The organism is Pontibaca methylaminivorans (assembly GCF_900156525.1).
GTDB lineage: Bacteria > Pseudomonadota > Alphaproteobacteria > Rhodobacterales > Rhodobacteraceae > Pontibaca > Pontibaca methylaminivorans.
This window is the reverse complement of the sequence record NZ_FTPS01000001.1, coordinates 213244-239112: the sequence shown is the minus strand read 5'-3', so window position 1 is coordinate 239112 and position 25869 is coordinate 213244. Positions and strand designations below refer to the sequence as shown.

Genomic DNA, 25869 nt, shown 5'->3' with positions numbered 1-25869 from the left:
CCGGTCGATGCCCGTGCTCCTGCTTCACGCTCGGCCGGTTCAGCGCCAGCGGCGCTTTGCATATTCGGTGGCCAGCCCGGCGAACAGGGCGCCTGCGAACATCTGCGCGACCAGCGGAAGATCGCCGAAATCCAGCAGCCGTCCGGTCCCGAGCGTCACCAGCGCCTCCACCGCGTCGAGCGGCCCCCGCAGGCGCATGTGCCCGGCCTGCCCGATCATGTCGAAGCACCCCAGCAGCGCCGCCGAACCAAGCGCCAGCAGCGCCACTCCGGTCACACCGCCGGCGATCGCGGCGAGGATCCCGCGCCCGGCCCGGCAGCCGAGAAACGACCAGCCGCAGATGAATCCGATGATCGCCGAGGCGGCCATGAACCGGAGCGGAGACAGGCCCGCCGGCAGGAAGCGCGCGATCTGCGGCGCGAGCAGCAGGGCGACCAGCGCCAATGAGAGGGCGGCAACAAGGCGTGCAGCATCGGGCATGACGGCGCTTCCTCCATTCCCGCTCCGGCCGCGACCCCTGCGCAAGCCGATGGCGGGATGCTAGAAAGGCGCAGTCTTCCCGGCAAGACGGGGAACCCGTGCAAATCGCCTAAAATGCGCGGACAAACCGGACCTTGCGGCGCCGTCGTCATCCGCAGGCAACGCCTTCAGCCGGTCAGGCGATCAGGCATTCACGTCCACCACGACCCGGCCCCGCACCTGACCTTTCAGGATTTCGGCGCCGAGGCGCGGCAGATCGTCAAGCGTCGCCGGCATCACCATGGAGTCAAGCAGATCGAGTGGCAGATCCGTGGCAATGCGCCGCCACGCCTCGAGCCGGTTCTCATAGGGCTGCATCACCGAATCGATACCCAGCAGATTGACCCCGCGCAGGATGAAGGGCGTGATCAGCGCGCCCTCGATCGCCGCTCCGCCCGCAAGCCCGATCGCCGCGACCGAGGCGCCGTATTTCATCTGCTTGAGCACCCGCCCGAGCATCACGCCCGCCACGGTGTCGATACAGCCGGCCCAGAGTTCGGATTCGAGCGGCTTGCGCGTCACCTCGGCCAGTTCCTCGCGCGCGACGATGCGCGCCGCACCGAGCGAGCGCAGATAATCGCCCGCACCCGCGCTGCCGGTCACCGCCGCAACCTCATGCCCCAGCCACGCAAGGATGGCGGTCGCGACCGACCCGACCCCGCCCGATGCCCCGGTCACGAGCACGGGCCCCTGCCCCGGCGCAAGCCCCTGTCTTTCCAGCGCGATCACCCCGAGCATCGCGGTGAGCCCCGCCGTCCCGACCGCCATGGCCTGCCGCGTGGTCAGCCCCTCGGGCAGCGGCACCAGCCAGTCGGCCAGCACCCGCGCCTTCTGGGCATAGCCGCCCCAATGGGCCTCGCCCACGCGCCAGCCGGTCAGCACCACCTTGTCGCCGGGGCTGTAACGGGGGTCGTCCGACGCCTCGACCGTGCCGGCGAAATCGATTCCCGGCACATGCGGATAATTGCGCACAAGCCCGCCGCCCGGCCCGATGCAGAGCCCGTCCTTGTAATTCAGCGTGGAATATTCGACGGCAACCGTGACCGCCGCTTCGGGCAGATCGGAAAGCGCGATCCGCCGCACCGATGCCGAGGTCTTGCCGTCCGCATCGCGCTCTACCATCAACGCCTTGAACATTGTCCCGTATCCCCCTGATTGTCTGCGGTTTCACATGCCGGAACGGCACGCGCCACGCCCTGCCGGCGCCGGATGACCCAAGACCGGCCACAGGGCGAGGCGCGCCCGCGCCCCGCTCCCATCATCCTGCATCCCCGTCAGGGAAAATCAATCACGGGCGACGAAACCCCCTTCAAAGACGACGTCCCCTGCCCTATATTCACCTTGTCCTTCGGGACTATGGACATAAATGCGCTCGTAATAAGCGGATCGGACCCGGGGGCGGTACCCGGCGGCTCCACCAGAAACCGTTCATTTGGCGGTCACGGGGCCGAAACAGGATCGACGAACGTGTAAAGGGGTTTGCTTTGTCCCGGCGGTCTGCCACCGTTATCGGCGAGAAAAGTACAATTGCAAATGACAATCGTGCTCCGGTTGCAGTTGCCGCGTAAGCGGTAACAAGACCGAAAACTGAAGTCCCCGGGCCTAGCCGCCCGTGGCGGGGTTCGCAGGCACCTGGCAACAGAAGCCTGCACTTTCCGGCACAGGTGACACAGGCAGATCGCGCCGCGGATGCGCCCGGGTGCCCGTTGCATTTCCCAAGCGACATTCGCAACCGGAGAACCCGGTGAAAGCGCTCTGGTCCGCGCCGGCGGCCGGCGGCGAGGTGTACGCCTGACACGACGCTGGCGTCCCGGCGCATCAGGCATAACACCTCCGGGCGTCATTCAGGATCCGGCGATAGGCCAGTTTGCGTCTTTCCAGTTCGGCACCGTTTCCCAACAGCGGCTGGGCTTCGATAATTCTGGCCAGGTCATTTTCGACCCGCAGGCGCCGCACAAGGTGCCAGAATCCTCGCTGGTACCGGCGGAGCCGCGGCATGAACAATTCCCTCTCGAGTCGGTCGATACCAGGCGAAAACGCGTGAAACCGCGGCGCAAGACAGGTCGATTCAAAGACGTCGCCCCATTTGGCCGCATTGAACTGCCGGCCGATGCTGATCGGGATCCAGGGGATACGGAACGCTTCGGCAAAGATGGCGGCATGCATGGATTCGGCGATGACGAGCGGTGCCTGCGCAACGGACGTGATGACCTGCATGGCGTCCATGCGGGGTGAAACGTAGTCGATATTGAACTTGCGGCATGTTCGCCCCCAGTCATGCAGGCCAACCGAGCCGTGATGCGGGACAAAAACGGGCCGGTCCGACCTTGCCGGATTGTCGAACTCCGCAAACCCTGCGCACAGCACGGCGGGATCGATCAGCCCGATGCCTTCATCCAGCCCGAGCCGGCGGGCGCTGTTGGGGCCGCGCAATGCCCGAATGTCCCAGCCGGCAGGAATTCGCTTCGGCGGCGCGCGACCGTAGCCGACCCCCGTTCCAAGCACCAGCACCCGTTTGCGTTCATACCGCGCGACGGATTGGTCATTGATAAGCGTCCCCACCCCGAACAGGGTAACGTCATCATCCCATTCCCGCCAGCCGGGGATCAGACGATCCCAGATCCATGCATTAAGATCGTCGCCGAAGTTACCTTCCTTGCAGGAGAAGTACATCAGTTTCACGTCAGCAACCCGTAGAATTCTCCGGCATGTTTCAGCGGTATCACATCGGCGGGGCTCAGCGGGCCGCGCGTATCCGCACGCCAGTCTATCGCCTTGCCTCAACATCGCTCAAGACATCACCCGCCGTAGACCGCGAGCGTCAAGTCGATCACCCGGCCCCTTCCCGCCCGGGCGCTGTCATGTCGTGATCCTTTACGTTCAGGTAACTCTTGTGTGTTCCAGCCTGTCCGCCGTTGCGCGGGTCCGGCTGCTGCGACAGAGTGCGTGGCGGTAATTCAGGAGACCTCTGCATGTCCAAACTGTTGTTCGGGGCTGCGACGACTGCCCTTTTGTTCCTCACCGTTCCTGCTTTCGCGCAGGCCGAAGCCGAGCTGGACGCCTTCCCTCCTGCCGAGGAGGGGATGGTCCGCCAGGTGATCGTGCTGCCCGAGCAGGAGAACGAGGCCGATTTGCGGGTTGAGATCGTGGCCGGGAAAGTTCTTGAGGCCGATTGCAACCGCATCGCGATGTCCGGCCGGATCGTGACCGAGTCAGTCGAGGGATGGGGCTATGACTACCATGTGATCGACGATGTCTCGCAACCCGTGACCACGCTGATGGCCTGCCCCGACGACCAGAAGGAACGGCGCTTTGTCCCGGTCAACCTTGGCGCCGCGGCCATGCAACCCTACAACAGCAAGCTGCCGGTCGTGATCTACACTCCAGAGGATCTGACGGTGAAATACCGCATCTGGCGTTCGGATGCCGAGCTGCAGGGCGCAAGTCTCGAATAGCGCTCGCTGCCCATGAAAAGCGCGGCGCTGTTTTCACAACGCCGCGCGCCGCATAATACTGTCCTGTTCAGGCGTGTGCTTCATCATCGCAGGCAACCGCCCCGCCGCGCATTGATCGCGCATTGATATCGAGCGGCGAATCATCCGTATGGCGGCGCAGGACATCGGGCCCCGCAAGGGAACCCGCGCGCAATTCAGCCCCGATGACCTGAGATCGGCAGCCGGGGCGTTGGGGCCTCGGGTTCACCGAACCTGAAAGCAATCCATGACTGTCGTGTAAGTCATTGTTTTCGTGGTGCTGCGGGAGAGGATTGAACTCTCGACCTCTCCCTTACCAAGGGAGTGCTCTACCACTGAGCTACCGCAGCCCGAGCGCAGCGGCTGACTAGACGCAATCGGCTGGTCGTGCAAGCGTCTTTTCTCCCCGCCGCCCGAACCGGGGCGCCGGCGGGAGCGATCATGCGCGGTCCGCGCGGATGATCTGGACCGGGGTGGCGCGCGGCTGTAAGAGGGGCGCGATGGCAGAGAACGATGCAGGAAACCCCGGCAAAGCCGCCGGGCAAAGCCGCGATCAGCGGCTCCGGGCCGCGCTCAAGGCGAACATGGCGCGGCGCAAGGCGCAGGCCCGCGCCCGGGCCGAAAGCGGATCCGCAACCGGGGGCGAGACGGACGGCAACGCGGAACCCCGCCGCGGGGACGGCACCGGACAGGCGGGCGACCACGACTGAACACGAAATCAAGCATCAAGCACGAAGGACCAGCGCGCGTATGGATTCGATCCTGGTAACCGGCAACGGGCCGCTGCACGGCCAGATTCCGATTGCGGGCGCAAAGAACGCCTGCCTCACCCTGATGCCGGCCACGCTTCTGAGCGACGAGCCCCTGACCCTGACCAATGCGCCGCGCCTCAGCGACATCAGCACCATGAGCGACCTTCTGGCCTCGCTCGGGGCCGAGGTGCGCAGCCTGCGTGACGGTCAGGTGCTGGCGCTGTCGGGCCACGGGCTCGACAACCACAAGGCCGATTACGAGATCGTGCGCAAGATGCGGGCCTCGATCCTCGTGCTCGGGCCGCTGCTGGCGCGGACGGGTCACGCGGTGGTGTCGCTGCCCGGGGGCTGCGCGATCGGAGCGCGCCCGGTCGACCTGCACCTGACCGCGCTCGAGACGCTCGGGGCCGAGATGGACCTGCGCGACGGCTATGTGCACGCCCGCGCGCCAAAGGGCCTGCGGGGCGGGCGCATCGTCTTTCCCATCGTCTCGGTCGGGGCGACGGAAAACGCGCTGATGGCGGCGACGCTCGCGCGCGGCACCACGGTGATCGAGAACGCGGCGCGCGAGCCGGAAATCGTCGATCTGGCCGAATGTCTCGTGCGCATGGGCGCGCGCATCGAAGGCGCCGGCAGCGGCACCATCACCATCGAGGGGGTGGAGCGGCTGGGCGGCGCCACCCACCCCGTGGTGACCGACCGGATCGAGCTTGGCACCTATATGCTCGCCCCCGCGATCTGCGGCGGCGAGGTCGAGCTTCTGGGCGGGCGGCGCGACCTGCTCGGGGCCTTCTGCGACAAGCTGGAGGAAACCGGGGTGAGCATTGCCGAGACGCCCGGGGGCCTGCGCGTTTCGCGAGGCGACGGGCGGCTGCGCGCGGTCGATGTCGCCACCGCCCCCTACCCCGGCTTTCCGACCGATCTGCAGGCGCAGATGATGGCGCTGTTGGCGTTGGCCGAAGGGGTCAGCGTGCTGGAAGAGACGATCTTTGAAAACCGCTTCATGCATGCGCCCGAACTGGCGCGGATGGGGGCCGAGATTGACGTTCACGGCGGCACCGCTACCGTTACCGGGGTCGAGCGCCTGCGGGGCGCCCCGGTGATGGCGACAGATCTGCGCGCGAGCGTGTCGCTGATCCTTGCCGGGCTCGCCGCCGAGGGCGAAACGCTGGTGAGCCGGGTCTATCATCTGGATCGCGGCTATGAGCAGGTCGTGCGCAAGCTGCGCGGCGTGGGTGCAAGGATCGAGCGGATCAAGGGGTAGCCAGGGGTGCACGACGGTCAGGCAGACAGGGACGCCACATTCGAGGAGGGGCGCGAGTCGCCCCTCAACCTCGGCGCGTTCGAGGAGGAGGATCTGCGGATCATCTCCGCGCTGGCGCAGGACAGCGTGTTTTCCGCCGCCGACATGTCCTGGCAGCCGGCGCAGCGCCGCTTCGTGGTGCTGCTCAACCGCTTCCGCTGGGAGGATCCCGCGCCTGCCGGCCACCCGCCGGAACGGGTGCGCAGCCTTCTGGTGGTGGAAAACGTGCGCCACGTGGCAAGCCAGGGCTTCGAGAGGCGGGACCGTGACCTGGTCCTGTCGTTGCTTGCGCTGAGCTTTGACCCGCGGGACGAGACCGGCGGGCAGGTTCTGCTGACGCTGGCGGGCGACGGGGCGATCCGGCTCGATGTGGAGGCGCTGGAGCTGCAGCTCAGGGACGTGACCCGCCCCTATCTGGCGCCCTCGGGCCGCAGGCCGCAGCACCCGGAGTGATCCTTGCCGTCCATGGATGGGCACCGGTCGCGCCGCACCGGCAAGGTTCGGCATCAGGATCGTGCCGCAGGCCGTTGTCATATATCGTTAAACCATGCTTTTGGCCGCCGCCCGCAGGCTGACATTGCCGGCGCCCCCGCGGGATTCGCGGCCCGGCCGCACCGGAGCGGGCTGCCCGCGGGCCTGCGGGTGGCGGGAAACCCGGCCTTGTGACGGCCGGCGGCGGCGGCTATTTCCTTCGTGACTGGAGGAACCATGGCCATCCTGCTTGACACCAAATCCGCCGATTTCGAGCCCCGCTTCGCCACCCTGCTCGGCGCCAAGCGCGAGGACAGCCCCGATGTGGACGAAACCGTCGCCGCGATCATCGCCGAGGTGCGCGCGCGCGGCGATGCAGCGCTGATCGAATACACCGAACGGTTCGACCGCCTGACCCTGAAGCCGGACGGCCTTGCCTTTTCCGATGCGGACATCGACCGGATCACCGCGCAGGTTCCACCGGCCGAACGCGAGGCGCTCGACATCGCGGCGGAGCGGATCCGCGCCTATCACGCGCGCCAGCGGCCCGAGGATGCCGAATGGCAGGACGATTCGGGCGCGACGCTCGGCTGGCGCTGGAGCGCGGTTCCCGCGGCCGGGCTCTATGTGCCGGGGGGGCTTGCCTCCTACCCGTCCTCGGTGCTGATGAACGCAATTCCGGCCAAGGTCGCCGGGGTCGGGCGGCTCGTGGTCACGGTGCCGACGCCGGATGGCGCGATCAACCCTCTGGTGCTGCTGGCCGCGCGGATCGCCGGGGTGGATGAAATCTATCGCGTGGGCGGCGCGCAGGCGATCGCCGCGCTGGCCTACGGCACCGAAACCATCCGTCCCGTGGCCAAGATCACCGGCCCGGGAAACGCCTATGTCGCCGCCGCGAAACGGCGCGTTTTCGGCAAGGTCGGGATCGACATGATCGCCGGCCCGTCCGAAATCCTGGTGATTGCCGACCGCGACAACGACCCGGACTGGATCGCGCTCGACCTGCTGGCGCAGGCCGAACATGACGAAAGCGCGCAGTCGATCCTGATCACCGATGACGCGGATTTCGCCGCCGCCGTCACGCGCGCGGTCGAGGCCCGGCTTGAGCGGCTCGAGCGGCGCGCCATCGCCGCGGCGAGCTGGCGAGATTTCGGCGCCGTGATCCTTGTGCGTGACCTCGACGAGGCGGCAATGCTGTCGAACCGCATCGCGCCCGAGCACCTGATGCTATGTGTTTCCGACCCGCAGCCGCTGGCCGCGCAGTGCCACCATGCGGGGGCGATCTTTCTCGGCCAGTGGACGCCCGAGGCGATCGGGGATTACGTCGCCGGCCCCAATCACGTGCTGCCGACCGCGCGTTCCGCCCGGTTTTCCTCGGGTCTGTCGGTTCTCGATTTCCTCAAGCGCACCACGCTCACCCGCATGACGCCCGAAGCCCTGCGCCGCATCGGCCCGGCGGCGGCGGTGCTCGCGCGATCCGAAAGCCTCGAGGCACACGGGCTCTCGGTGAGCGCCCGTCTCGATCATCTGAACAGGTAACTGCCCATGTCGCATATCGTCGATATTGCCCTTGATGATGCGGGGCTGCCCCCGCCGACCCCCGAAATCGAGCAGGAACGCAAGGTCGCGATCTATGACCTGCTGGAAGAGAACAGCTTTGTCCTGCCGCCGCGCGACGCCCGCCCGGTGCCCGAGGGGCCCTATCGGCTGAAGCTTTCGATCCGGGACAAGCGGCTGGTGTTCGATGTCTGCACCGAAGCCGGCGAGGAAGCGGCCGAGTTCCACCTTTCGCTCGGCCCGTTCCGGCAGGTGGTCAAGGATTACTTCCAGATCTGCAAAAGCTACTTCGAGGCCGTCAAGAACCTGCCGCCGAGCCAGGTCGAAACCATCGACATGGCGCGCCGCGGCATTCACGACGAGGGCAGCCGCGTGCTGCAGGAGCGCCTGAGCGGCAAGGTCGAGATCGACAACGACACCGCACGCCGCCTGTTCACGCTGGTCTGCGTATTGCATTTCGGGGGCTGAATGGCCGAGCCGCTTCCCCAGTCGGTGCTGTTCTGTTGCGATCACAACGCCGTGCGCTCGCCCATGGCCGAAGGCATCATGAAGAAATTCTACGGAAGCGACGCCTATGTGCAATCGGCCGGGGTCAACAGCGAGATGGAGATCGACGGCTTTGCCATCGCCGTCTGCGCCGAGATCGGGGTCGAACTGTCGCGCCACCGGGTGCGCTCCTTCGACCTGATGGAGCAGTGGGGCGACAACCTCGGCTCTTTCGACCTTATTGTCGCGCTCTCCCCGGCGAGCCAGCGCCATGCGCTCGAACTGACGCGGTTTTATCACCTCGACGTGGTTTACTGGCCGATCCTCGACCCGACCGGGCTGGGCGAGACGCGCGAGGAAAAGCTCGTGCACTATCGTCAGGCGCGCGACCAGATCATCGCCCATCTCAAGGCCCGCTGGGGCGAGCCGATCGGTTCCGGCCGGGCCCGTCGCTCTTCCCCGCACTGATCATGCCCCCTGATTCCCGCACCGATGGCCCGGATTCCGCGGCGCGGCATTTGGCTCTTGAAAATTGCGTGATTTATGGCCATTTAAGCGCGGGCGCGGTATCGGCGCCCTGCTGGAGATGGAGACAACATGGCCAAGGAAGACACGCTCGAATTCCCCGGCGTCGTGAAAGAACTCCTGCCCAATGCGACGTTTCGGGTCGAGCTTGAAAACGGCCATGAAATCATCGCACATACGGCAGGAAAGATGCGCAAGAACCGGATCCGCGTTCTTGCCGGCGACCGGGTGCAGGTCGAAATGACCCCCTATGATCTGACCAAGGGTCGGATCAACTACCGCTTCAAGTAATTCCGCCCGGTGACGGTTCCCCAGGCGGCTTTTGATCGCGGCCCCTGTCAGGGCGCGGGAGCGGACAGATGGCGCTGATCCTCGGATCGGGGAGCGCGCGGCGGCTCGACCTTCTGGCGCAGCTTGGCATCACACCCGATGCGATCCGTCCTCCCGAAATCGACGAGGCCCCGCATCCGCGCGAATTGCCACGTCCCTATTGCGAACGGATGGCGGCGGAAAAGCTTGCCGCGATCACCGCGGCGCCGGATGACATCATCCTTTGCGCCGATACCACCGTCGCCATGGGGCGGCGCATCCTTGGCAAACCCGCGGATCAGGACGAGGCCGCCCGCTTCCTGCGCATGCTCTCCGGGCGGCGGCACAGCGTGATCACCGCGCTTGCCCTGCGGCGGGGGCCGCGGAACTGGCAGCGCACGGTCATGAGCACCGTGCGGATGAAGCGCCTCTCCGAACCCGAGATCGGCGCCTATCTCGCCAGCGGCGAATGGGCCGGCAAGGCCGGGGGCTATGCGATCCAGGGGCGGGCGGCGGCCTTCATTCCGTGGATGAGCGGTTCCTGCAGCGCCGTGATCGGCCTGCCGCTGGCCGAGACGGCGGCGCTGCTGCAGGCCGCGGGCCATCCGCTGCTGGCGCCCGGATCGTGACGGGGCGGCTGATCGCGCTGGACAGGATCAACGGGCGCGAGGCGGCGGCGCTGATCCGCAACGGGCAGCTTGACGACATCCTCATCGCCACCGATGGCCCCGCGCCCGAGGCGATCCATCACGCGCGGGTCGAACGGGTCGGGCCGGGCGGACACGGAGCCTTTCTCGCCACCAGCGACGGGGCGGCCTATCTGCGCGATGCGAAGGGCATGACCGCAGGCCAGGCCCTGACCGTGCAGGTGAGCGCCCATGCCGAACCGGGCAAGGCCTTTCCGGTCACGACGCGGCTGCGGTTCAAGGGGCGCCACGCGATCCTTACTCCCGGCGCACCGGGCATCAGCCTGTCGCGCCGGATCACGGATGCCGATAAACGGGCCCGCCTGCGCGACATCGCCACGGCGGCGATGGCGGGTGTGGCCCATGGGCTGATCCTGCGCTCCGCGGCCGCCGGCGCGGTGGAGGGGGTGATTGCCGCCGAAATCGGCGAGTTGCTCGCGCTGGCCGAAGCCGTGCTGACCGCGCGTCCCGCACAGCCCGCGTGCCTTGTCGCGGCCCCCGGCCCCCACGCGCTCGCAGCCCGCGAATGGGATCGTGCCGAGACCGACGACCGCCCCGGCGCGTTCGAGCGTCACGGCGTGAACGATGCGCTCGCGGCGCTGCGCTCGCCGCGCGAGGCGCTGGCCGGCGGCGGCGCGATCTTCATCGAACCGACGCGGGCGCTGGTGGCCGTGGACGTGAACACCGGTGGCGATTTTTCGCCCGCGGCGGGGCTCAAGGCCAATATCGCCTGCGCCCGCGCCCTTCCCCGCGCGTTGCGGCTGCGCGGCCTTGGCGGGCAGATCGTGATCGACCCGGCGCCGATGCCGCGCCGCGACCGGGCCGCTTTCGAAAACGCCCTGCGCGCCGCATTCCGCGATGATGGCGAACAGACCGCTCTTGTCGGCTGGACCCCGCTTGGACATTATGAACTCCAGCGCAAGCGCGGCCGCCAGCCGCTCCATGACATTCCAACCTGACCGAAGGCCGCCCATGTCCTGCCCGATCTGCCACGCCCCGACAGAAGAACGCTGGCGCCCGTTCTGTTCGCGCCGCTGTGCCGATCTGGATCTGCACCGCTGGCTGCGCGGCGGCTACGCGATCGCGGGAGAGCCCGCCGAGGCGGCGGCGGAAATCCGGCCGGACGAAGACGACGAGGGCCCCGCGCCGCCCCGGGCAAGTGACGGCCACCTGCGGTAAAAACGCACTGGACACCGCTCCGGCCCTCGCCTAGAACGCCGGCACCCAAGCGGCCGAACGGCCCTTCCCGTGCCCGGGTAGCTCAGGGGTAGAGCAGTGGATTGAAAATCCTCGTGTCGGTGGTTCGATTCCGCCCCCGGGCACCATTATACTCCAGGATACCCCGTGATTTCAGGAGCTTAAGCGAAACGGCACCTGATCAGCCCGCAAATCAGCCCACAATGCGGCGATTGTCTGGCGGGACATCACCGGACCCGAACATTAAGCAAGGTGGCCTCTCCGCCTCTCCGAGCATCGCAATTTCCATTAATCGTCGCATGTCTTTTAAGCGACTGGCGCCAGCGACGATACACAGCGGCGTCGAGATTACGCAAGATATGCTGGTTCATGCAGGACCGCTGCGCGTGGTCGATCGTTGCGCCGCGCAGGTCCATGATATGGAAGTGTGCGGGATGTGCATCGAAAGCGTGTCGTGATGAGGTCGCCACTCCCGGCCGTAGGCAGTGTCATGTAAGAAGCCGGCAGGTTCGCCTTCGTCATGATTTGGTCGGCGACTGCATAAAGCGACGACGGCGGCATTGGGGTGCGCGCGGGCGAGAAGTCCACGCAGCCAGGCTCCAACTGCCGTGTCGCTCTTGGCCAGCGACGGCATGGCCGATGGCGCACCTTGGATCAGCATCTTGCGAAGATACCGGCTTCCACGCTTCGTGATCCCCAGGAGTTTCGGCCTCCCCCCCCCGGTAGTAGCCTAGCGGGGCACGAGACCCAACCAGGCTGCGAGGTCGCGCCCCTTGTCGAAAGTCGTCGCGGCGCTGACTGCGGCCACCAGTGCGGTGGCGTTCAGCGCGCCGATACCGGGAATGCTTGTCAGTCGGCGCGCCCGGTCGTCGGGCCGGGCCATGGCTGTGAACTCAGCGTCAAAGGCGGCGACGCAACGATCCAGTTCCTCCCCACGCGTCCGCATATTTCCCAGCAGGCTGAAGTGGTCCCAGAAAACTGGACAGCCGGCTAAGGTGTATCCCAAACCTTTGAAGGGATACGAGAATGGCGAAACGCCGGAAGTTCACAGACCAGTTTAAGGCGAAGGTGGCGCTGGAAGCGCTGCGTGGCGACAAGACGATCCAGGAGATCGCGGCGAAGCACCAGGTACATCCGGACCAGGTCAGCACATGGAAACGCCAAGCGGTCGAGGGGATGGCTGATGTGTTTGCCCGTGGCGGCAAGCCAGACGGGCCAACCGAGGCCGAGATCAAGGAATTGCACGCCAAGATCGGGAGGCTGGCCGTCGAGAACGATTTTTTGTCCGAAGGGCTGAAGCGGTGAGCCCGGAGAAGAAACGCGCGATGATCAAACGGGACCACCCGCAGCTCAGTATCAGCCAGCAGTGCAAGCTGGTGCGGCTCAGCCGATCCGCGTTCTACTACGCGCCGGTCGGGATCGACGCGGACACGTTGGCGATGATGAAAGAGATCGACCGAGTGTTCACCAAGTATCCGTTCTTCGGCAGCCGCCAGATCGCGGCCTATCTGCGCCGGGAGGGCGTTGTCGTAGGCCGTCATCGTGTCAGGCGATTGATGACGCGGATGGGGCTGGAGGCAATCTACAAACGTCCCAGAACCAGTCAGCCGCACCCGCAGCATCCGGTCTTCCCGTATTTGTTGAGAAAGATGCAAATAGACCGGCCCAACCAGGTCTGGTGCGCTGACATCACCTTCGTACCGGTGCGCAATGGGTTCCTCTACCTCGTGGCGATCATGGATTGGGCCTCGCGCAAGGTCCTGAGCTGGCGGCTCAGCAACACGATGCACGCCGACTTCTGCGTCGATGCGCTGACCGAGGCCATCGCCAAATACGGCCCGCCCGAGATCATGAATACGGATCAAGGCAGCCAGTTCACGGGATCGGCCTGGATCACCACGCTGACCGAGGCAGGCGTGCGCATCTCAATGGATGGACGGGGCCGTTACCTCGACAACATCTTCATCGAGCGGCTGTGGCGAAGCCTAAAGCAGGAGGCGATCTATCTCGAAGAGATTACCGACGGCTTCCAGGCCCGGAGGGTCGTCAAGAACTGGATGGCATTCTACAACACCGAGCGGCCCCATTCTGCGCTTGATCGGCAAACGCCGGACGAAGCATATTGGGCCGATCTGGAAAAGCACAAAGCAGCATGAATCCTAAACCCGATACACCTTAGTGCAGCTGCAAAACTGTCCGATAAGGTGGGACCACTTCAGGAACGCCATGCGCGGACTCAGCCAGCCGGCGCCGCAATCCAGCAGTTCGCCGAGTGCGACGCGCAACCGGGCATGGCCCTGCGCCACGATGTGACCCCGCTCCGGCAGAAGGCTCCTAATCTGGTTGGTCAGGGAGGTGCGATCGCCGACCAAGCGGTCGCGCACCCGATACAGCGTCTGGAAGTCGAGTTGCTCCTCGCTCTTGAGCTCGACGAAGCGCATGGTGGGTCGGGTCGTCACCTCTGCGATCGCCCCGGCATCGCGGTCATCGTTCTTCTGCGCCTTGATGTAGGGCCGCACATACTCCGGCGACATCAACCGTACCTCGTGCCCCACTTCCGCCAGCAACCGGCCCATGTGATGGGCGCCGCAGCACGCTTCCATCGCCATCGTGCATGGCCTCAGCTTTGCGGCAAACGCGATCACCCCGTCGCGTCACATCCGCCGCCGCACAATCACCACACCGTTTGCGTCGAGGCCGACTATGCTGCAGCTGTTCTTGCCCAGGTCGATGCCAAGGATCACTATGCTCATGGTTCGCTCCATCCTCCTTTGAACACCGACACCCTACACCGGTGTCGGCGGGAGGGGTGGGCCATCCATAAAGGGGGGAGCGGCGACCGTGCTGACGGCGAAAAACGTCCTCTTTGCCGGCATCACCCAAAATCTCGCATCGTTCATCCACAGGAGCGCCAGACTGTGTCACATTTTAAATGCTCATTCATAGTACGGTCATGAGCGAAATGAGCACATCGCGGGCAGACAGCCGCAATGTTGCTCAGCCCGGGCCAGTCGCGAAAAAGAACCGCACCATTTCATCGCTGGCTGCCGGTCCTTGTGCATCAGTATATGAGCCCCGGCTATCTCCACCTGACCACGCATGGCCAAGCCCATCGACGACCCAGCTTTCGAGCAGGATCAGACCTTCTGGCGTTGTCGCGATCTGACAGTCGAAGTCCCGCCCTGCTCGCGTGCCGGTCGTGTCGATGATTGCGGTCCCCTTCGGCACCGCGGCCAGAGCTTGTTGCATGATTTGCGCCCCGTTCGAGGGGTGGACAGTGTGGTCCGCATTGCCGTGAAAGACGATCAGACGCACTGTCTCGCCTGCCGGCAGCGGCGCCCGGGCTCCATTGGCTTGGCCGCTCATTGCGGCGAATGCCGACGGCACGTTATGGCCCGCACCATAGGGCAGCCCCGAATGCAGGCCTGCAGCTGCGAAAATGTCAGGATAAGCCTGGACCATGATAAGGGCCATAGCGGCGCCGGCAGAGAGTCCGGCGATGAAGGTGCGCTCTGGTCCTACGGTATGTTCCTTCATCACATGGCGCGTGATACCTGCAAGGATTGCGGGCTCGCCATGATCCCGCTGCTGATCCGCGGGCGCAAACCAGTTCCAGCAGGTCTGTGCATTCGCGCCACGCTCCTGCTCGGGATAGACCACGATAAATCCGTCGCGTTCAGCCAGGATGTTCATCGCAGTGCCGGTGGCAAAATCAGCAGCGGTCTGGGTACAGCCATGAAGCATGACCACGATCCCGGCGGGCTGATCGGCGAGCGACGCTGGAACATAAGTGAGATAGGTGCGGCGACCCTCGGCGCAGACGAAGGTCCGGCTGTCAAAGCTTGCGCCTTCCGGGCAGGCTGGAGCTGGGCTGACCTGAGGTGCGCCAGGAAAGGGAATGTTCAGCCCGGCGAGCAGGCCCGCTGGCACTGCGCCGGGCTGCGCCATGCGGCCCGCCGCTTCAGCATGCCCTGGCATCAGGCCATGCCTTGCCAAGGTATCGCGTACCAAATTTGCGGAGTATGACGGGCCCGCGCCCGCGCCGCCTATTTTCCGGCGCAGGGCGTCGGCATCGAAGACTTTCATGTCATGTGCCTTGTATGAAGTGGGTTGTTATCTGATACGTGCTGCAAGAGCGGTGCGGACAGCCTCGCTGGCCTGAAGCGCGCCGAGTATTGTGATCGAGCCGATCGTCTCCAGCGCCAGCGCAGGCGTCACATCTTTTGCAATGCGGACCAGGCCGACAACCTTGATATGCAGCAGCTCCCCTGCCGCGCGTGCAGTCTCCAGCTCGTCACGCGAATATTCCCGCAGTCCCAGATCCATGGTGTGATGCTCAATCGTCTTTGCGACTGCTTTATCATGGACGCCCAGTTGATTGCGGATTGCTGTGCGGATGAAATCGCTACGGTTGGAATAGAACCCCTCCTGCACCAGAAGGTCGATGCGCCCCAGATCGACAAAGCCCAGGTTCAGGGTAATCTTTTCATTGACGGGCAATCGGTCGCGTATTCGGGTAACGTTGGCTGCCATGGCATACTCCATCTTTATAGATGGTATATGGGTGGTGCATGGCGTATTCCAAGAGGATGTCGATGCCTTTCCGGGCCCTGGTCAGGATGACGTTAGGTCATGCACAACTGCGAGTATCTTCCCCGGCCCGAGGTATCGGCGGGCACCAGCAAGCGCTTTCACCGCATCTCGTGCTCATCCCCTTGTACATCACGCTCGGGCAGTCCATATGTGTTGAGCTTAGGTTGTTCTCTTCGAACCACTGCTTCCGTTCATCCGGCTCTCAGTTGATCGATTCAGTCTGACTTTGCCGGGCTGCCGCATTCTGCGGGCAGCATCTTGAACAGGAGATCACGGAAATGGCCAATGGCACCGTGAAGTTTTTCAATAATTCCAAAGGCTTCGGCTTTATCGAAACCGAAACGGGCGGCAAGGACGTCTTTGTCCACATCTCTGCCGTCGAGCGCGCCGGCCTTACCGGCCTTGCCGATGCCCAGAAGGTTACCTTTGATGTCGAGACAGGCCGCGACGGTCGCGAAAGCGCAACCAATCTCGCGCTTGCCTGATTTGGATATAGCGATGGACCCTTCAATTCCCGTCGCATTCCTTCGCACATGAAACAGGTCCCCAAGCCTCCGCCGTCTGCATCTCAGGATGCAGCGGCTGGCTGGACGCGTCGACTCGTCACCTATCGTACACCGATCCTGACGCGCAGCTGCTTTGAACTCGCCGTTACGGCCTGGCCCTTTGCGGCGCTCTTTGCGCTCTCCTGGGCGGCATTGTCCCTCAGTCCATGGCTCTCTGTCCTGCTGTCATTGGCAAATGCAGCCTTCGTCGTACGTCTTTTCATGATCCAGCATGACTGTGGTCACGGGTCTTTCTTTCCCAGCCGGAAGTGGAACGACAGGGTTGGCCGCATCATCGGCGTTCTGACGCTGACTCCCTACGCTGTGTGGCGCCGGACACATGCTATTCATCACGCCACGACCGGGAATCTCGACCGCCGCGGCACCGGTGACATCCCGACCCTGACGGTCGCCGAATACCGCGCGAAACCGCCTCTCCAGCGCGGGTTATATCGACTGCTCCGGAACCCGGCGATCCTGTTCGGGATGATCCCGTTCTACATATTCTTCCTCCAGAATCGCCTTCCGGTGGGCCTCATGCGATCCGGCTGGCGCCCCTGGGTCAGCGCGCTTGGCACCAATGCGGCAATCGCCGCCATGCTTACATCGCTCTATCTGCTCGGCGGCGTGTCAGTGCTGCTTTTCGTCTACCTTCCAATGATGCTGCTGGCTGCCTCGGCCGGCATGTGGCTGTTCTATGTGCAGCATCAGTTCGAGGAGACGTCCTGGAACAGAAACGCCGAGTGGTCTGTGCAGGACGCCGCTTTTCACGGGTCTTCGCATTACGACCTGCCACCGGTTCTGAGGTGGATCACGGCGAATATCGGCGTGCATCACATCCATCATCTGGCCAGCCGGATCCCGTTCTACCGTTTGCCCGAGGTCCTGCGCGATCACAAAAGCGCGGCAGATGCGGCACGCGTGACATTTCGGGAAAGTCTACGTTGTGCCCGCCTCGCACTCTGGGACGAAAGGAACCGAAGGCTCGTTTCCTTCGCCGCGGCTCGGCGTCTCGCACCTCAATCCGGGCTTCAACAGACATGAAGTCACAAATCAGAAGAGGATTTCCGATGGCACAGTCCAGTTCGGCAGGCCGCTTGCAAGCGGGTCAAAATCTGCTCAAGAGCACGACAAAGAAAAGGAAGCCGGAGCCAACCAGGCCACCGACCATCCTGCTGGGAGAACACAGCCGGTACCAGATCAAGTCGGGCTGGCTTGCGGGAACATTTGTCGCACGCGCTTTTCCGAAACCACCAACAAAGGTGCGCGGCATGATCGCCGAAGCGACCGGTGCGACGGAGGAGGCGGCCATCGCTGCCCTGCACGAGGTCATTGACTCCAGAGAAAACCGCAGGATCGACAACCGGCGCAGGAATCCGAAGACGGGCCTTGCCGTGCCGAGCACCGAAGAATATGTCGAGGCGATGCGCCAGGTCGTGCTTTCAGAGCCCCAGCGCGCCATGCTGACGGCCTTGTCGCTGTCAGGAGAAGACGGGCTGACGGACGCACGCATGGCATATGCAGCAGGGTATAAAACCCGGACCTCGGCCAACAGGTCTTTTATTGCTGCCGGCAACCTGATCGGTGAATACCTGTCGCTTGACACCGGAACGAACGAAATCTCCGGCGATCCCGAGGGCGCTGCCCATCTCGGTTACCGGAATGAGCCTGGAAATGAGGGCGATCAGGGACACTGGATACTCTACGCGGAAGTGCGGGAGGCGGTCCGGTTGGCCCTGTGACTTGGACAAGTTGTTTTCCGTATGCGGATAATCGGTCGGTGCGGTCTGATCAGCAACACGCGAAGCCTGACCATCGACCGCTCGGCCGTCCGAGGGACGAAAGCGCCGCGCATCGAACGATCACCTGCCCTGCTCACGTTGACGCAAGCAGGGCACGGCACGGCACGGGTCACGGTGGGACGCCAAGCATATCATTGAGCACGATGCTCACTGGTCCATTCACGTTCGGTCTCGAACATGTAGTCGCGAGTAATGGGCAGACGGTCGATTTGTTTGGCCAACTGGATCTGGAAAACAATGAGCGCCTGTCGACGAAAGCCGACTTCGCACATTGCAAGATAGAATTCCCACATACGATAAAACTTTTCATCGTAGAGCTGCACCGCTTTTTCGCGTTGCGCAGTGAACCGCTGCCGCCAGCGCAGCAGCGTCTCGGCATAATGCAGGCGCAGGATTTCAAGATCGGTGACAAGCAGCCCGCTCGGCTCGACCACGGAGAAGACCTCGGATAATGAGGCCACATCGGCACCCGGAAAGATGTATTTGCGCATAAAAGGATTCATCGGCGACGGTGTATCTGAAAATCCAATCGCGTGGATCAGGGCAATACCGTCTTCGGTCAGAAGATTACGGATCTGCGCAAAGAACTCCGGATAGCTACGTTTCCCGACATGCTCGAACATGCCAACAGAAACAATCCGGTCATAGGGCTCGGCCAGCTCCCGATAGTCCAGCATCCTGAAGTCTATCCGTACCCGCGCGGGGGAATTCTCTGCTCGTTTCAGACAGTATTCATACTGCTCCTGGCTTAGCGTAATTCCGGTTACTTCGGCTTCGAAGTTCTCAGCCAGGTAGCAAGCCATTCCTCCCCAGCCGCAGCCGATATCAAGTACCCGCAATCCGGGTTGGTCAAGGTATAGCTTGGCTGCGATATGCTGTTTCTTTTGCAGCTGCGCCAGGTCGATACCATCATCCATTTTCCGAAAATAAGCACAGGAATACTGTTTGTCGTCGTCAAGGAACAGATCGTAGAGTCTGGCATCCAGATCGTAGTGATGCGCAACGTTCCGTCGCGCGCGTCGGATGCTGGTTGCCCGCTTCTTTACCCGCTGCGTGCGCGTGCTCAAGCCATACCAGAATCCGCCGGGGCTACTGGAAAGGTTCTGCGCCAATAGGTCAAGGAAATCATAAATGGAGCCATGCGCAATGATAAGCCGACCGTCCATATAGGCTTCGCCAAGTACAAGCGCAGGATTCCGGAAGAGGGTAGCCGCGATTTTCCCGGTGCTCAGCCGAACGGCTACGTGAGGTGGCGTGCCATCGCCAAATGTCAGCCGATGACCATTTGGCCTGATAATTTCCAAGCTTCCATGCTGAATGAAGGATCGGAGAATTGCTGAAAAGAGCATCAGAAACTGGTTCCTCGCGTGATAAGTCATTTCAAGAACAAAGGGGACGGAGGCTTGTTCCAAACGATCTGTTTGGGGGTTTTCCTTCGCAGTCAATCAGAGTCCTGCCCGGCCTGTCCTGCCTACCAGCTTTGGACCGCCCGACACCGGAGGTTCCGGGTTTTATCACGATGGCGGGCTGGTGATGCCGGCGGGAAGTGCAGTGCGCTTGAAACATTGTATCCGATGGCGCTGTGGCATCGATCATCCTTCTGGTATCTGTGCCGATCCTCCAGCTTTTCGGATGCATTTGCAAGCATCAGGAACCAGTGCGCGTGTTGGCACTCGGCACGGAACCGGCCGGTGAACTCTTCGATGAACGCGTTGGTTTGAACTGATGCGGTGGATGCCCCCACCCAGCGGCATCTTGTATGCCATGATGGTTCGATCAGAACCAAACGGAGGGCACATCGATGACGACACCGATCAGCATGCTGGCGATTGATCTGGCGAAGGGCAGTTTTCAGGTCTGCGCAATCGGAATGGATGGGGCGTGTGTGGATGCCCCCTATTTGGCAAGCATAATCTTCGATTTTCAGCGGGGCCTTCGATCGGACGTGTGTCAGGCCTCTGAGCGTGGCCTTCCATGACGCCACGGGCGGGTCATGCTGTTCGGAAGGTTGGGTTCACATCGGTTCAGAGAGCTGCAAGCGCTCGAGCCCCGGGGCTGAATCTCCCGCCTTGAACTTCGAAGTCCGTGTCGCCTACTCCTCGTCGATCGCTCACCCCGGCCTTGCGGCCATGCCGTGCCGTCGCCCGTCCCGGGCTCGGGTCACGCCATCCGATAATTCGCCTGTTTCGTTGTCATGGCCCAGACCATGCGGGCCATCGTGTTCGCGAGCGCCACCGCTGCGACCATCCTGGGCTTGCGCGCCACCAGCGCAGCCAGCCAACGGTTCGAACTGCCGCCTTTGCGAACCACCCAGCGGATCACGCTCATGGCGCCGACGATCAGCAGGCGGCGAATGTCGGTTTAGCCCATCTTGTTGACCGAACCCAGCTTGGTCTTGCCGCCGGTGGCCGGGGCACCAGGCCCAGCCAGGGGGCGAAGTTGCGTCCGCTGTCGAACGTGTCGAGGTCCGGTGCAAACGCCGCGACCGCACCTGCGGTAACCGGGCCGATCCCAGGGGTGGTGCACAACCGACGCAACTGTGCATCTGTCTTCGATGCTGCCTCGAGTTCGTCCGCCAGCCGTTCGATCACCTCGGTGAGCCGCGCGATCTGCTCGAGGTATATCGCGCCCATCTCCCGAACCGTCTCGGACAGATCGCTAGTCTCGTCGGCCAGCGCGTTCTCGAGCACCTTCAGGCTCGCCGGCCCCTTTGGCGCCACGAGGCCGAACTCGGCCAGATGTCCCCGAAGCGCGTTGATCAGCTGCGTGCGCTGCCGCACGAGGCACTGATGCGTTCGAAACGCCACCGCGCGGCGTCTCGGCACTCTTCACGGCCACGAAACGCATGGTCGGGCGCGAGGCTGCTTCTGCGATGGCTTCGGCGTCTGCTTTGTCGTTTTTCTGGCGCTTTACGAAAGGCTTCACGTAGGCCGCTGGCACCAGCCGAACTTCATGGCCATGGGACAGCGCGACCCGGCCCCAATGATGCGACGTGGCGCAGCAATGACACCTGCCATCCCAACGCATGGGCGCGCGTTGCAAGGCGGTACCCGGCCTCATGGCCGGCCCTGTCGCCATCCGTGGCGATGATCAGCTTGCCGGGACGGTCCGGCAGTCGCAAGGCAACGAGACCGCCGGCGCTCAGAGCCGCCCATATGCTTGGGCGCCCGCGCAGCAGCCCGCAGGCGAGCGACAAGGCAGTTTCTATGCCCTCGGCCACCGCCAGCCCGTCCGGCCCCTCCACGAGGCGCACCGCGCCGCCCAGAGTGCGGCCAAGCATCATCTTGCTCGGCTCAGCCATTGCCTTGTTGCGACCATCCGAGCCCAGATAAGTGCGATGTACCGCGAAGCGTTCGGCACCAGAAACATGGGCCACCATCGCAGGCAGTCGCCGAGCGGTTGGCCCATGCCAGCATTCCGGGTGAAAGCGCAGCGTGTCGGGCAGGTCGCAGGTAATGCCCCGGCCCCGCAGATAGGTTTCGGCGGGCGTGCCCTCAATCGGCAGCGCCTCGCGCCAGAGCCGCAGTGCCTGCCGTTCACGCCTTGCGGTTTGAGCCTTTTGCTCGGCCTTGCGGCGGGTGACCACGCCTGCATCGGGGTCGCGATATCCGCCAGAGCGCAGCCCCAGCACCGCCGCTATATCCTCGAAGCGGCAACCGCCCTTTTTGCAGTGCAGCAGCAGGCGGGTATTGCGCTCGGCAACGGTAAGAGCGTTCTGCTCCTTGCGCCTCTCGGGCTGGCAGACCGGGCAAGGTGCTGCGCCATAGCGGCCATACCACCTGCCGCCGAGGGCGGCGGTAATGGCCCTCACGTCAGTTTCGTAAATTGTCATCAGTTTTGCCTCTCGGCTTGAGCCGGAAGGCGGAAAACGCTAGGGTGCGGATATTCCAAAGCCGCAAAACCACGCCCCCGCCCGACCCGGCGGGGGTTTCACTTTGCGCTCTCGCGAGCGACCTTGGCAGCCTCGATCACCGCAAGGATTTCCGATTGCGGCCAACGGCTGGAAGCGCCCAGCTTGATCGGTTTCGGTAGCTTGCCTTCAGCAACATGGCGGAAGACGCTCGGAAGACTGATCGCCAGCATCGCACCGACCTCGCGGGCCGTGAGCAGTGGATCGGGTTGCAATTGAGAGTCGAGGATTTGCATTGAAGGCACCTCCGATTGATTGAAGATGCCTGAGCGTTATCAGATCAAGTCTGTGGCAGTGGCGGGGTTGCCACAGTTTTCCGGTGCCGGTACCAAGTGGATCGGACGGCTGACTGAGAGGCGAGCCCCTCGGCCGCGCATGCCCAAGCGGCGCTAGTCACATTCAGCCCTTCATTGCGGATGAGGTCTATCATGCGAGCCATGATGCGTTCTCGATTATCCTTGTTCAGCAAACTAGTTACTTCGCCGCCATGTTCGGCTGCTTCGAGATTAATTTCGCCACGGATGGCATCTACCTCATGCACCTTGCCCAGAGCCGCGCGGAAATGCTGCCCGGCGATGAAGGCTTTCACTGCGACCGTCGCCATGTGCTCCTGCAGCGCCGCGTCGAGCGCGGGATCATCGTTTGGATCATCGTCATCCGCGACCAGCATGGCCGCGAGAATGCGGTTGATCCAGGCCAGCTCGCCCCGGGCCACCCGCGCGTGGAGCTGGCGCGACATGGATGCGTCGCCCTCGGTCACCTCGGGGAGCGCCTCGAGTTCGCGGCAGTCTTTGAGAACCTGCCCGGAAAGCTCGGCCCATTGCTCGCGATAGGGCTGGAGATATACGTCCTCGCCCATGGCGTAGGCCTCGAGCTCTCCCTCACGCAGGATCTCGGCAGCCCCGACGAGATCGGCCGGAACCTCTGCTGGTTCCCGGTCAATGATGTCGTGCTCGACCCCGTTGACGATCTTTGTCGTTCCGACCGCGCGGCGCAGGGCCGCAAGGATATCTGCCGCCTCGCCTTGGCGCGCATACCGCCAATAAGCATCGAGACTGCTCCAATCTTTTTCCTCAACGATCTTCCGCCACGGGGCGGGTGTTTGGCTGTGGTTCATTTTCCTGCTCCTGCTAGTTTCACCACCTGTCCGGCGCCGCCGGTGACATGTCCGGCCCAGCGTTCCAGCAGCGCTCGGCGTTGCTCGAGGAAGTCGGTGCGGCGATAGGCTTTCACGACCGCGCCCCCCGTCGCATGCCCGAGCATGGTCTCCGCGACCTCGTGCGGGGCATCGGTGCACTCGGCGAGCCAATCGCGCAGGCTCGAGCGGAAACCATGCGGGCGGGCCTCCATGCCCCGCCGCTCCATCAGCCGCGACATGGTGGCATCGGAAATCACGCCCTTGCGTACCGAGGGAAAGAGGAAACCATCGCGAGAGTGGCGCCGCGCCGCGTCGATGATCGACAGAGCTTCGGCCGAGAGCGGCACTCGGAACGACTCCGTTGCGCCCTTGCGGCCCTTCATCGCTTCGGCGGGGATCGTCCACACATCTCCGTCGATTTGCTCCTCGCGGATGAAACGTAACGGCGCGGAGCGCACCCCGGTCAGGATCAGCAGCCGCAGCGCCAGATGCGTCACCGTGCCATCGGACAGGCTCTCGTAAAACCCCGGCACCTCGGGCCATGGTAGCGCCGGGATATTGCGCGATATGGCTCGCGACTTTCCGAGCAGCGCCTTCGCCTTTTCGGTCGCCTGCAGGTCGACATCCAACCCGAGCGCTGCCGCGTGACGCAGCACGATACTTAGCCGGTTCACGGCCTTGCGGGCCGTGTCGCCTTTCTTGTGCCAGATCGGCGCGAGGCAGTCGCGGATCGCGATCTGATCGACCTCGATCACCGGCATCTTGCCCAACTTGGGCAAGACATGGAGCGCGAGCGGGCTGAACCAGCGGCCGGCCTTACCGTCGCCTTTGAGTTCGGCCTTTCGCGCCTCGAACGCATCGCGCGCCACGTCCTCCAAGAGGTGCAGGTTGCGCCGCATGTCGCGCCGAGCACGGTCGCGCTCAAGAATGGGGTCAAGTCCTTCGCGCGTCTTGGCTCTGGCATCCTCGGCTTTGCGCCGTGCTTCGGCCAGCGACGTATCCGGCCAGATGCCCAGGCCCATTTCACGTGCGCGGCCCGCCATCATAAAGCGGAAGGACCACTTACCCCGCCGCTGGTCGGCCTTTGTCAGCCATAGCCCACCGCCATCGCAAAACTTACCCTTTCCAAGGGCTTGCACTGTTTTCGTGGCAAGCCTGTTCAATTCCCTGCCCATGCCCACAAATTTCGCTGCTAATCCAGCCCATGAACTGGCCCACAAACAACATGTAGTATGAGGAGATATTGCCTGAGTGTGGACGATAGCGCAAGATGACGTAATGACATGATACAGTTAAAAAAGTGATCGACCTGGAGAACGCCTGATAACTACATATAGATGCATTCAATGCTGCCCCCGGGCACCACTTTTGCAGAATTCACAGTAAAACCAGCGATCTGGCCCATGCGATGCAGCCGGCCCAAGTGCCCTGCCATCGGAAACGGGCGGGCCGGCAATCACGATGCGCGCGACTCTGGTTAAGGCTGGCTTAAGGTTGCAGCGTCAGAGCGCCGTTTGGACATGAGGCAACCGGCACGGGCGCCCCTCTCTCCGGTTCGGGCCCGGCAGAAATGTGACGGTGCGGCCCGGACCGCGCGCCGGGCGGATCGAATGGCGGCCTGGGCGCGTTGACGCATCGTCCGCCCGTGCAACCGGCCCGCCTTCCGGGGCACGGAAACAGCCGGGCACGAGATACGACGGCCGGCTCCTACGTCCGGCCCGTCATACACACCGGAACGAACGCTGGAACAACGACAACATGACGCTTTGCACCCCGAACCGATATTTCCCGCCCCGACCGGGCATGGCCCTGATCTCCCTCGCCTGCCTGGTCCTTGCCGCCTGCGCCGAAAAACCCGACAGCGACGCCCAGTCGGGGCCGGGGCTGACACCCGAACTTGCCGAGCATTACTCGGCCGTCGATGACGGCGAGATCATGATTCCCGCCGTGCCCCGGCAATACCTGACCGAAGCCAGCGTCCGGCGCGAGGTCGATTACTGGAGCGACGAAAAACCCGGCAGCATCGTGGTCGATCCCTGGGACCGCTATCTTTACTATATCCTGCCCGAGGACCGCGCGATCCGCTACCGGGTGGCCGTCGGCGAAGAGGGGCGCTCCTTTTCCGGCAAGGGGCATATCGCCTACAGCCGCGACTGGCCGACCTGGACCCCGACCAGCAACATGCTGAAGCGCAAGCCCGAACTCTACGAGCCGCACCGCAAGGGCATGGAGGGCGGGCTGCAGAACCCGCTGGGCGCGCGGGCGCTTTATATCCACCAGGGAAAGCGCGACACGCTCTATCGCATTCACGGCACGGCCAATCCGGCGGCGATCGGACAGGCGACCACCGCGGGTTGCATCCGGCTGTTCCAGCAGGACGTGATCGAGCTTGAAAAGCTCTACAAACCCGGCGCGCGCGTGGTCGTGCTGAAGAAGAACGAACAGGGCAAGGGCACCGTACCGCCGGGGCAGGAACCGATCCGCAGCGCGCAAAACGCGGCGGACGAGGCGACGGACACCGCGCAGGACGGCTGAGGAGCACCCGGATCGGTCCGGCGCCGGATCCGGGCGCGGCCCCCGGCCCCACGGCCCCGCCGGCGCGG

General features: G+C 63.9%; 29 protein-coding genes, 2 tRNA genes, 1 other RNA gene and 2 pseudogenes. 18 read left to right on the top strand and 16 right to left on the bottom strand.

The genetic code is table 11. The annotated features are described in order from the left end of the window. Positions 1 to 39 precede the first annotated feature (39 nt). Positions 40 to 480, bottom strand: a complete 441-nt coding sequence (locus B0B01_RS01255; protein WP_076646557.1) for a TrgA family protein — start codon at positions 478 to 480, stop codon at positions 40 to 42. A 183-nt stretch (positions 481 to 663) separates the two neighbouring features. Continuing rightward, positions 664 to 1656 carry an MDR family oxidoreductase gene (locus tag B0B01_RS01250; RefSeq protein ID WP_076646555.1) on the bottom strand — a complete coding sequence of 331 codons (993 nt, stop codon included), beginning with the start codon at positions 1654 to 1656 and terminating at the stop codon, positions 664 to 666. A gap of 167 nt (positions 1657 to 1823) precedes the next feature. On the opposite strand from B0B01_RS01250, the gene ssrA reads away from it, so the two are divergent. Further along, positions 1824 to 2172, top strand: a transfer-messenger RNA (tmRNA) gene (ssrA, locus tag B0B01_RS01245). A gap of 165 nt (positions 2173 to 2337) precedes the next feature. Here the strand turns inward: ssrA and B0B01_RS01240 are convergent. Next, positions 2338 to 3192: a polysaccharide pyruvyl transferase family protein gene (locus tag B0B01_RS01240; protein WP_076646554.1), complete on the bottom strand. Its 855-nt coding sequence runs from the start codon at positions 3190 to 3192 to the stop codon at positions 2338 to 2340. Between the two features lie 299 nt (positions 3193 to 3491). Between B0B01_RS01240 and eco the strand changes: the two genes are divergently transcribed. Next, positions 3492 to 3974 (top strand): serine protease inhibitor ecotin, encoded by a 483-nt coding sequence (gene eco, locus B0B01_RS01235; RefSeq protein ID WP_076646552.1) that lies wholly within the window; start codon positions 3492 to 3494, stop codon positions 3972 to 3974. Positions 3975 to 4267: 293 nt separating this feature from the next. Here eco and B0B01_RS01230 read toward each other — a convergent pair. Continuing rightward, positions 4268 to 4342: transfer RNA gene (locus B0B01_RS01230), tRNA-Thr, on the bottom strand. Positions 4343 to 4492: 150 nt separating this feature from the next. Here B0B01_RS01230 and B0B01_RS01225 point away from each other — a divergent pair. From B0B01_RS01225 to B0B01_RS01175, 11 genes are all read left to right on the top strand, one after another. Further along, entirely contained in the window at positions 4493 to 4702 is a 210-nt protein-coding gene (locus B0B01_RS01225) for a hypothetical protein (protein WP_143732997.1), read from the top strand. Positions 4703 to 4742: 40 nt separating this feature from the next. Further along, the gene (murA, locus tag B0B01_RS01220) at positions 4743 to 6008 is read left to right on the top strand and encodes a UDP-N-acetylglucosamine 1-carboxyvinyltransferase (RefSeq protein ID WP_076646548.1); all 1266 of its coding nucleotides are present in this window, start codon (positions 4743 to 4745) and stop codon (positions 6006 to 6008) included. A 6-nt stretch (positions 6009 to 6014) separates the two neighbouring features. Continuing rightward, positions 6015 to 6500: a DUF2948 family protein gene (locus B0B01_RS01215; RefSeq protein ID WP_076646546.1), complete on the top strand. Its 486-nt coding sequence runs from the start codon at positions 6015 to 6017 to the stop codon at positions 6498 to 6500. A 255-nt stretch (positions 6501 to 6755) separates the two neighbouring features. Next, positions 6756 to 8057, top strand: a complete 1302-nt coding sequence (gene hisD / locus B0B01_RS01210; protein WP_076646544.1) for a histidinol dehydrogenase — start codon at positions 6756 to 6758, stop codon at positions 8055 to 8057. Between the two features lie 6 nt (positions 8058 to 8063). Further along, the gene (locus B0B01_RS01205) at positions 8064 to 8543 is read left to right on the top strand and encodes a UPF0262 family protein (protein ID WP_076646542.1); all 480 of its coding nucleotides are present in this window, start codon (positions 8064 to 8066) and stop codon (positions 8541 to 8543) included. Continuing rightward, on the top strand, positions 8544 to 9029 hold the full coding sequence (locus B0B01_RS01200; protein ID WP_076646540.1) for an arsenate-mycothiol transferase ArsC: 486 nt from the start codon (positions 8544 to 8546) through the stop codon (positions 9027 to 9029). It abuts the gene before it with no gap. 129 nt (positions 9030 to 9158) lie between these two features. Then, a complete protein-coding gene (gene infA, locus B0B01_RS01195; RefSeq protein ID WP_005620785.1) occupies positions 9159 to 9377 on the top strand; it encodes a translation initiation factor IF-1 in 219 nt (72 codons plus the stop codon). A gap of 68 nt (positions 9378 to 9445) precedes the next feature. Next, entirely contained in the window at positions 9446 to 10024 is a 579-nt protein-coding gene (locus B0B01_RS01190; RefSeq protein ID WP_076646538.1) for a Maf family protein, read from the top strand. Then, positions 10021 to 11040: a ribonuclease E/G gene (locus B0B01_RS01185; protein WP_076646536.1), complete on the top strand. Its 1020-nt coding sequence runs from the start codon at positions 10021 to 10023 to the stop codon at positions 11038 to 11040. The genes B0B01_RS01190 and B0B01_RS01185 overlap by 4 nt, the downstream gene beginning before the upstream one ends. A gap of 13 nt (positions 11041 to 11053) precedes the next feature. Then, entirely contained in the window at positions 11054 to 11260 is a 207-nt protein-coding gene (locus tag B0B01_RS01180; RefSeq protein WP_076646534.1) for a DNA gyrase inhibitor YacG, read from the top strand. Between the two features lie 71 nt (positions 11261 to 11331). Next, positions 11332 to 11406: transfer RNA gene (locus B0B01_RS01175), tRNA-Phe, on the top strand. Between the two features lie 404 nt (positions 11407 to 11810). Here B0B01_RS01175 and B0B01_RS13365 read toward each other — a convergent pair. Beyond that, positions 11811 to 12215: pseudogene (locus B0B01_RS13365) on the bottom strand (transposase); the annotation flags it as partial. 89 nt (positions 12216 to 12304) lie between these two features. Between B0B01_RS13365 and B0B01_RS01160 the strand changes: the two are divergent. Further along, positions 12305 to 13434 (top strand): IS3 family transposase gene (locus B0B01_RS01160; RefSeq protein WP_200805395.1). Its coding sequence is split into 2 segments (ribosomal slippage): positions 12305 to 12578 and positions 12578 to 13434, totalling 1131 coding nucleotides; the frame shifts between segments, so codons are not numbered across the junction. Between the two features lie 87 nt (positions 13435 to 13521). On the opposite strand, the pseudogene B0B01_RS01155 reads toward B0B01_RS01160, so the two are convergent. The 3 genes and pseudogenes from B0B01_RS01155 to B0B01_RS01145 form a co-directional block, all read right to left on the bottom strand. After that, positions 13522 to 14031, bottom strand: a pseudogene (locus tag B0B01_RS01155) (IS110 family RNA-guided transposase); the annotation flags it as partial. Between the two features lie 244 nt (positions 14032 to 14275). Further along, positions 14276 to 15364 (bottom strand): extracellular catalytic domain type 1 short-chain-length polyhydroxyalkanoate depolymerase, encoded by a 1089-nt coding sequence (locus B0B01_RS01150; RefSeq protein ID WP_076646528.1) that lies wholly within the window; start codon positions 15362 to 15364, stop codon positions 14276 to 14278. A gap of 27 nt (positions 15365 to 15391) precedes the next feature. Then, positions 15392 to 15811 carry a CopG family transcriptional regulator gene (locus B0B01_RS01145; RefSeq protein WP_076649977.1) on the bottom strand — a complete coding sequence of 140 codons (420 nt, stop codon included), beginning with the start codon at positions 15809 to 15811 and terminating at the stop codon, positions 15392 to 15394. Positions 15812 to 16149: 338 nt separating this feature from the next. Here B0B01_RS01145 and B0B01_RS01140 point away from each other — a divergent pair, with 338 nt between their 5' ends. The 3 genes from B0B01_RS01140 to B0B01_RS01130 are packed head-to-tail and all read left to right on the top strand — an operon-like array spanning position 16150 to position 18158. Continuing rightward, a complete protein-coding gene (locus B0B01_RS01140; protein ID WP_076646526.1) occupies positions 16150 to 16356 on the top strand; it encodes a cold-shock protein in 207 nt (68 codons plus the stop codon). Positions 16357 to 16404: 48 nt separating this feature from the next. Then, complete coding sequence (locus B0B01_RS01135) at positions 16405 to 17460, top strand: fatty acid desaturase (protein WP_076646524.1); 1056 nt, start codon at positions 16405 to 16407, stop codon at positions 17458 to 17460. Positions 17461 to 17486: 26 nt separating this feature from the next. Next, positions 17487 to 18158, top strand: a complete 672-nt coding sequence (locus tag B0B01_RS01130; protein ID WP_143732995.1) for a hypothetical protein — start codon at positions 17487 to 17489, stop codon at positions 18156 to 18158. Between the two features lie 191 nt (positions 18159 to 18349). Here B0B01_RS01130 and B0B01_RS01125 read toward each other — a convergent pair whose 3' ends face one another. The 8 genes from B0B01_RS01125 to B0B01_RS01095 form a co-directional block, all read right to left on the bottom strand. After that, positions 18350 to 19663, bottom strand: coding sequence for an SAM-dependent methyltransferase (locus B0B01_RS01125; RefSeq protein ID WP_200805394.1), 1314 nt, complete (start codon positions 19661 to 19663; stop codon positions 18350 to 18352). A gap of 26 nt (positions 19664 to 19689) precedes the next feature. Next, a complete protein-coding gene (locus B0B01_RS13500) occupies positions 19690 to 20202 on the bottom strand; it encodes an integrase core domain-containing protein (protein ID WP_268802036.1) in 513 nt (170 codons plus the stop codon). 176 nt (positions 20203 to 20378) lie between these two features. Beyond that, entirely contained in the window at positions 20379 to 20546 is a 168-nt protein-coding gene (locus B0B01_RS13355; RefSeq protein ID WP_234967676.1) for a hypothetical protein, read from the bottom strand. An 11-nt stretch (positions 20547 to 20557) separates the two neighbouring features. Then, entirely contained in the window at positions 20558 to 20998 is a 441-nt protein-coding gene (locus B0B01_RS13350) for a transposase (RefSeq protein WP_234967675.1), read from the bottom strand. Positions 20999 to 21168: 170 nt separating this feature from the next. Continuing rightward, complete coding sequence (locus B0B01_RS01110) at positions 21169 to 22050, bottom strand: DUF7146 domain-containing protein (RefSeq protein WP_076646518.1); 882 nt, start codon at positions 22048 to 22050, stop codon at positions 21169 to 21171. Positions 22051 to 22148: 98 nt separating this feature from the next. Beyond that, positions 22149 to 22364 carry a helix-turn-helix transcriptional regulator gene (locus B0B01_RS01105; RefSeq protein WP_076646516.1) on the bottom strand — a complete coding sequence of 72 codons (216 nt, stop codon included), beginning with the start codon at positions 22362 to 22364 and terminating at the stop codon, positions 22149 to 22151. Positions 22365 to 22408: 44 nt separating this feature from the next. After that, positions 22409 to 23245: a hypothetical protein gene (locus tag B0B01_RS01100; protein ID WP_076646514.1), complete on the bottom strand. Its 837-nt coding sequence runs from the start codon at positions 23243 to 23245 to the stop codon at positions 22409 to 22411. Next, on the bottom strand, positions 23242 to 24441 hold the full coding sequence (locus B0B01_RS01095) for a tyrosine-type recombinase/integrase (protein WP_076646512.1): 1200 nt from the start codon (positions 24439 to 24441) through the stop codon (positions 23242 to 23244). Before B0B01_RS01095 ends, B0B01_RS01100 begins: the two co-directional genes overlap by 4 nt. Before the next feature lie 628 nt (positions 24442 to 25069). Between B0B01_RS01095 and B0B01_RS01090 the strand changes: the two genes are divergently transcribed. Further along, positions 25070 to 25801: a L,D-transpeptidase gene (locus tag B0B01_RS01090; protein WP_076646509.1), complete on the top strand. Its 732-nt coding sequence runs from the start codon at positions 25070 to 25072 to the stop codon at positions 25799 to 25801. The last annotated feature ends 68 nt before the right edge of the window (positions 25802 to 25869 follow it).

What these genes read in the sequence shown, in the direction of transcription:
- B0B01_RS01105 (WP_076646516.1), bottom strand. Translation starts at nt 22,364, where the DNA reads ATGCAAATCCTCGACTCTCAATTGCAACCCGATCCACTGCTCACGGCC.
- B0B01_RS01200 (WP_076646540.1), top strand. Translation starts at nt 8,544, where the DNA reads ATGGCCGAGCCGCTTCCCCAGTCGGTGCTGTTCTGTTGCGATCACAAC.
- B0B01_RS01110 (WP_076646518.1), bottom strand. Translation starts at nt 22,050, where the DNA reads ATGACAATTTACGAAACTGACGTGAGGGCCATTACCGCCGCCCTCGGC.
- B0B01_RS01130 (WP_143732995.1), top strand. Translation starts at nt 17,487, where the DNA reads ATGGCACAGTCCAGTTCGGCAGGCCGCTTGCAAGCGGGTCAAAATCTG.
- hisD (WP_076646544.1), top strand. Translation starts at nt 6,756, where the DNA reads ATGGCCATCCTGCTTGACACCAAATCCGCCGATTTCGAGCCCCGCTTC.
- B0B01_RS01180 (WP_076646534.1), top strand. Translation starts at nt 11,054, where the DNA reads ATGTCCTGCCCGATCTGCCACGCCCCGACAGAAGAACGCTGGCGCCCG.
- B0B01_RS01240 (WP_076646554.1), bottom strand. Translation starts at nt 3,192, where the DNA reads ATGTACTTCTCCTGCAAGGAAGGTAACTTCGGCGACGATCTTAATGCA.
- B0B01_RS01250 (WP_076646555.1), bottom strand. Translation starts at nt 1,656, where the DNA reads ATGTTCAAGGCGTTGATGGTAGAGCGCGATGCGGACGGCAAGACCTCG.
- infA (WP_005620785.1), top strand. Translation starts at nt 9,159, where the DNA reads ATGGCCAAGGAAGACACGCTCGAATTCCCCGGCGTCGTGAAAGAACTC.
- B0B01_RS01225 (WP_143732997.1), top strand. Translation starts at nt 4,493, where the DNA reads ATGGCAGAGAACGATGCAGGAAACCCCGGCAAAGCCGCCGGGCAAAGC.
- B0B01_RS01100 (WP_076646514.1), bottom strand. Translation starts at nt 23,245, where the DNA reads ATGAACCACAGCCAAACACCCGCCCCGTGGCGGAAGATCGTTGAGGAA.
- B0B01_RS01190 (WP_076646538.1), top strand. Translation starts at nt 9,446, where the DNA reads ATGGCGCTGATCCTCGGATCGGGGAGCGCGCGGCGGCTCGACCTTCTG.
- B0B01_RS01255 (WP_076646557.1), bottom strand. Translation starts at nt 480, where the DNA reads ATGCCCGATGCTGCACGCCTTGTTGCCGCCCTCTCATTGGCGCTGGTC.
- B0B01_RS01140 (WP_076646526.1), top strand. Translation starts at nt 16,150, where the DNA reads ATGGCCAATGGCACCGTGAAGTTTTTCAATAATTCCAAAGGCTTCGGC.
- murA (WP_076646548.1), top strand. Translation starts at nt 4,743, where the DNA reads ATGGATTCGATCCTGGTAACCGGCAACGGGCCGCTGCACGGCCAGATT.
- B0B01_RS01150 (WP_076646528.1), bottom strand. Translation starts at nt 15,364, where the DNA reads ATGAAAGTCTTCGATGCCGACGCCCTGCGCCGGAAAATAGGCGGCGCG.
- B0B01_RS01205 (WP_076646542.1), top strand. Translation starts at nt 8,064, where the DNA reads ATGTCGCATATCGTCGATATTGCCCTTGATGATGCGGGGCTGCCCCCG.
- B0B01_RS01090 (WP_076646509.1), top strand. Translation starts at nt 25,070, where the DNA reads ATGGCCCTGATCTCCCTCGCCTGCCTGGTCCTTGCCGCCTGCGCCGAA.
- eco (WP_076646552.1), top strand. Translation starts at nt 3,492, where the DNA reads ATGTCCAAACTGTTGTTCGGGGCTGCGACGACTGCCCTTTTGTTCCTC.
- B0B01_RS01095 (WP_076646512.1), bottom strand. Translation starts at nt 24,441, where the DNA reads ATGGGCAGGGAATTGAACAGGCTTGCCACGAAAACAGTGCAAGCCCTT.
- B0B01_RS01135 (WP_076646524.1), top strand. Translation starts at nt 16,405, where the DNA reads ATGAAACAGGTCCCCAAGCCTCCGCCGTCTGCATCTCAGGATGCAGCG.
- B0B01_RS01145 (WP_076649977.1), bottom strand. Translation starts at nt 15,811, where the DNA reads ATGGCAGCCAACGTTACCCGAATACGCGACCGATTGCCCGTCAATGAA.
- B0B01_RS13355 (WP_234967676.1), bottom strand. Translation starts at nt 20,546, where the DNA reads ATGAGCGTGATCCGCTGGGTGGTTCGCAAAGGCGGCAGTTCGAACCGT.